A 3,753-nucleotide genomic window follows, 5' to 3' on the forward strand; every position below is an offset into this window, starting at 1 on the left:
TCATCGGCAGCTCGGTTTCAAGCAGCGTCATCACATAACGCTCCGGTTTGCCCAGCAGCGCCGCCAGGGAGCTCGACAATTCGGCGAGCAGGGCCTCGCCCGCAGCGGCGGCAGCCGAGGTTCTGACGCTGATCAGGGGCATCGATTCAGGGGTGTCGCTGCCCCATGTGGGCCGTTAAACGGCGCCACAACCAGCAGAGCCTTGCTTCCTCTCGCTGGATTTTTCCGCAAAAATGTGGGTATGGACCATCCCGGTGCAACTCCTGGGTGCCCGGTGTCAACTACGTAGGCGGCCGCGTTGCCTCACAGCCTTTGTTACCCGTTTAATTGTCACCTTTGCCTTGGCTTCTCTTTCCTGTTGAGCTGATCGTTTTCCTGCTCTTGGAATGCCTCCATCTGCATGCCCACCACCTGTTCTGCATTGGCAACACGCCAGCCCGTCATCCGTCGCTGCAGGGTTCGCAGGCTGCCGCCATAGAGCCCGGGTTGTTCGCGATCCAGCCTCTGCATTGCCTGCTGGCCTGTGAGTAACGGATCAGCCAGCAGCCACTCGAGAACTAGATGCCAGCAACTCAGCGTCGGGTCTGCCCGAGTGCGATACGTGCGGGTGGGCGCTTGCCAGCCGCCGCGTTTGGCAGGTTCACTCCGCTGCCACAACAGCCGCAGGCTGTTCAAGAAGCTATCCAGCTCCTGGGAAGTGGTTGAGGCGGATTCTCTTTCCTGGTCTGGCTCGCGCCCCCCATTCACCAGGGCCGCTTGGTTGTGGCGGATCGTCCCCAGCAGGGCGACCGGGTCGCATTGTTGCTGCAGCTTCTCGATGCGTTGGCGGCCCTTGCGGCCCATGCCTCCCCATCGCAGCAGCCGATCAGCTGGGGTGAGCGGTTCGTCATGTCGGCGGCGGGGGCGGCGGCCCTCCCGCAGGTCGGCTTCCTCAAATGGGATTCGCTTGGCCGATGGCTGATAGATGTTGGTGAACAGGCGCAGAGCGGCATACAGCTGGCAGAGCCGCTCCAATTGCTGAGCTCCTTCCAGCCGGCGGTGCCCCACCACGCGGCGCACCAGCATGCCGTTCTTCTGTTCCACCCAGGCTTGGTCATTGGATTTGTAGGCCCGTGATCGAGTGAGTTCGACTGGCACGCGGGCCTCGGCGCACCAGCGCTCGAGCTCCTCGTTCATGAATGCCGTGTCGTTGTCCACGTCGATGCCGCGCAGAGGCATCGGTATCAGCTTCCGCAGCTCCTGGAGCGCTGAGCGCACCAGCAGGCCATCGCGGCTGGGAAGCGGGACACATTCGCTCCAACCACTGGCCACATCGGTGAGCACCAGCGTCCACAGGAACGGGCCCTCCATGCGCCCACCACAGTGGGCCACCAGATCCATCTCGAACCAGCCGGGCTCGACTCCCTTCCAGCCATTGAACGTGCGCACCGTGGTGCGCCTGCGCACTCCGGTGACGATGCGCGAGCGGCGGCGCCGATGCTGACCGCCCTGGGCAGAGCGAGCCGGTGCCAGCAGCCGATCGATCGTGGCCGGGCTCACCTGCAGCAGCAATCTCTTGAGAACCGGTTCGATCTCCAGATGACCATGGCGCTCGAGAGCCTCCACAAGGGTGGGCAACACCGCCGCCAGGCGTTTGCCGCAGAGATGGTCGCTGGCCTCCCACAGGGTCTCCAGGAGTTGCACGACCTCGGGGCCATAACGCCTCCGGCCGAGCGCCGCCGCTGATTCGTGATCAGCGCCAGCACGGGCCGGTGGACCCTCATGGTCCGCAGGCTGCTGGCGAAGCAACCGCAGCACCGATTTGCGGTGATACCCGCTGAGTTCCACCAGTTCATCCACCAGGGCACCCTTCTCCTGGTAATTGAGCAGCTGGTAGCGGCTACGGGCTGCCTCCAGCAGCTGCCTGCGCCGCTGACGCTGGAGCTGGCTTTCACCAGAGCTGGATGCCGACGCCAAAGGAACAAATTGACTGAGGCAACAGTAGATGACTGGTAACAAGAATTGAGATTCAACGCGCCTCAGCCAGCAATTGACGGCTGATGCGGTGGGAATTTCGCTGCGCAGCGCCCAGCGGATCGATCGGGGTGACCTGCAAGCCGGTGCGCAGCAGCAGGCGATCGGACGGCACTGGCGCACCCGCGCCGATCCGCTTGTTGAGGTCTGGGACAGCGTTTTGCTGCCCATGCTGGAGCGCTCACCCCAGCTGGAGCCGCAGACCCTGCTGCTGCACCTGGAGCGGACCTTCCCCGGCCAGGAGTGGTACCGGCGCAAGCGCACCCTGCAGCGCCGCGTAGAGCAGTGGCGTGCTTTGCATGGCCCAGCGCGGGAGGTGATGTTCCTGCAACACCACCAGCCGGGGGTGCTCGGCATCTCTGATTTCACCCTGCTCAAGGGCGAACCAATCACCGTGGCTGGCCAGGTGCTGGAGCACCGGCTGTTTCACTTCCGCCTGCCGTATTCGGGCTGGTGCCATGTGGAGGTGATTCATGGCGGCGAGAGCTTTGTCGCCCTCTCAGAAGCCCTCCAGAACGCTCTCGCCCTTTGCGGTGGGGTACCGGCTGAGCACCGCACCGACAGCCTCAGCGCCTGCTTCCGCAACCGCGACGGCTCCTATGCAGGTGACTACACGAGTCGCTACCGCGAACTCTGCGCCCACCTGGGCGTGACTGCCACCCGTAATAACCGCGGAGTGGCCCACGAGAACGGCGCGATCGAGGGCCCGCACCGGCATTGGAAACACCGGCTGGAGCAGCAGCTGATCCAGCGCGGTAGCCGGGAGTTCGCCACCGAGACCGAGTATCGGCAGCTGGTGAGCCAGGTCACCACCACCCTCAACAGCCGCCACGAGGTAGCCGGGCGGCTGGAGATCGAGCGGCTGCATCTGCAGCCGCTGCCAGTGGAGCGCTTTGCCGATTACGAGCCTGTGGTGGTGACGGTGCGGAGCACCAGCACGATCGAGGTGCGCTCCATCACCTACAGCGTGCCCTCACGGCTGATCGGCCAGCAGCTGACGGTGCACCTGCGCCATGACCGCTTGGACCTCTACCTGCGCAGTCACTACGTCGAAATACTGCCGCGGTTGCATCCGCAGAAAGGGCAGAAGGCGCTGCGGCGCATCGACTTCCGCCACGTGATCGAAAGCCTGCGCCGTAAGCCCCGGGCGCTGCTGCGCGCTCAGCTGCAAGACGACCTGCTGCCAACAGACAGCTGGCGTCAGCTGTGGCGCCAACTCCTGGCGGCCCTGCCGCCGGATGAGGCCGCCAAGGTGATGGTCGATGCCCTCCATGTCGCCGCCAAGACGGACGACCTGGCCGGTGTGGAGCGGTACCTGCGGCGTCAGCTCCGCAGCGGTGCACTGACCATCGGCGCCCTGCGTGATCACTACGGCCTGCGGCCCCCACGGGGCCTGATGGCCATGCCACAGATCGAGATCCCTGAACACACCCTCAGCAGCTATGACGAACTCCTGGGTGGAGCCCCCCAGTCGGCCAGCGCTGGAAACGGCTCTGCCAGCGCTGCTCAAACAGCTGAAACTGGCGCAGTTCCGCAGCCAGTGGCTGGCGGCCGAACAACAGGCCCAAACCGACGGCTGGACGCCTGCCAGCTACCTCTATGTGCTGGCCGAGCAGGAGCACCAACAGCGGCACCAGGCACGGCTACGGCGGCTGTTGCATGAGGCCCAGTTGCCGCTGCCCAAAGCCCTCGCCGATGTCGACTGGGGCGCCTTCCTCGATCTCGATTGGCACCAAATCG

General features: G+C 64.8%; 2 protein-coding genes and 1 pseudogene. 2 read left to right on the top strand and 1 reads right to left on the bottom strand.

The annotated features are described in order from the left end of the window. Window positions 1-330 precede the first annotated feature (330 nt). Window positions 331-1,956, bottom strand: a complete 1,626-nt coding sequence (locus tag ACIQ2E_RS13245) for a transposase family protein (RefSeq protein WP_398331428.1) — start codon at window positions 1,954-1,956, stop codon at window positions 331-333. A 70-nt stretch (window positions 1,957-2,026) separates the two neighbouring features. On the opposite strand from ACIQ2E_RS13245, the pseudogene istA reads away from it, so the two are divergent. Together istA and ACIQ2E_RS13255 are read left to right on the top strand one after the other, a co-directional pair. Next, window positions 2,027-3,073 (top strand): annotated as a pseudogene (gene istA / locus ACIQ2E_RS13250) (IS21 family transposase); the annotation flags it as partial. Between the two features lie 382 nt (window positions 3,074-3,455). Then, window positions 3,456-3,753, top strand: a 298-nt coding sequence (locus ACIQ2E_RS13255; protein WP_398331431.1) for an ATP-binding protein, incomplete at its 3' end; no start/stop codon positions are given.

This window comes from Vulcanococcus sp. (genome assembly GCF_044369115.1).
Lineage (GTDB): Bacteria > Cyanobacteriota > Cyanobacteriia > PCC-6307 > Cyanobiaceae > Vulcanococcus.